A 767-nucleotide genomic window follows, 5' to 3' on the forward strand; every position below is an offset into this window, starting at 1 on the left:
GCTCGTCCTCGGGCTCGGAGCGCTGAGCGGCGTGGTCGTCAGCGCCGCCGTGCTGCTCGTGCGCGACCCGCTGCTGCAACCGACGGCCTTCCAGGTCGGGCACGCGCTCTCGACGCTGGCGTGGCTGGGGATTGCCGCGTGGCTCCTCATGCGGGGTCTGGGTCCCTCGCGCAGTGCCACGCTTGCGCTGCGGGTCGGGCTGGGCATCGCGCTGGCCGCGGTCGCGAAGCTGTTCCTGTTCGACATGTCGACGTTGACGAGCCTCGCGCGGGTGCTGTCGTTCATCCCGGCCGGGCTGATCCTGCTCGGCATGGGCGCCGGCTACGCCAAGGCCCTCGAGCGGGCACGTCGCGGAGAACCCACCCCCGGCTGAGGCTGTGGATAACCCCACGGCCGGAGCGACGATTCTCCGTAATGTCGTGCCCAGCGGCCCCACCGGGGGGCCACGGCAACCAGGGGGTTCCCATGTCCAGTCAGTTCCAGGTCGACACCGGCCGCATCGCCGGCGCGTCCGGTGACATCGCCCGCATCTCCGCCGACATCGAGGCCCAGACGGCCGCGATGATGACCCGCCTCGTCGCCCTGGAGGATGCGTGGACCGGTTCGGCCGCCGCGCGCTTCCAGTCGGTCGTGGCGGAGTGGCGGGCCACACAGGGCAAGGTCCGCGAGGCGCTCGACTCGATCGGCACCGCCCTCGGGGTGGCCGGTACGCAGTACTCCGAGACCGAGGCGGCCAACCTGCGTATGTTCACCTGACGCACCCCCTT

Annotated in this window: 2 protein-coding genes; both read left to right on the forward strand. The window is 71.6% G+C overall.

What is annotated here, in order from left to right; genetic code table 11:
- Positions 1-373: DUF2339 domain-containing protein (locus tag KD1_RS01585; RefSeq protein ID WP_157073103.1), on the forward strand; the 373-nt coding region annotated here is incomplete at its 5' end.
- A 92-nt stretch (positions 374-465) separates the two neighbouring features.
- On the forward strand, positions 466-756 hold the full coding sequence (locus KD1_RS01590) for a WXG100 family type VII secretion target (RefSeq protein WP_068396576.1): 291 nt from the start codon (positions 466-468) through the stop codon (positions 754-756).
- Positions 757-767: the final 11 nt, after the last annotated feature.

It is taken from the genome of Kribbia dieselivorans NBRC 106261, from assembly GCF_001552435.1.
GTDB classification, from domain to species: Bacteria; Actinomycetota; Actinomycetes; order Actinomycetales; family Dermatophilaceae; genus Kribbia; species Kribbia dieselivorans.

Bases quoted from the DNA above. Each gene is read 5' to 3' on its own strand.
- KD1_RS01590 (WP_068396576.1), top strand. From the start codon at position 466: ATGTCCAGTCAGTTCCAGGTCGACACCGGCCGCATCGCCGGCGCGTCC.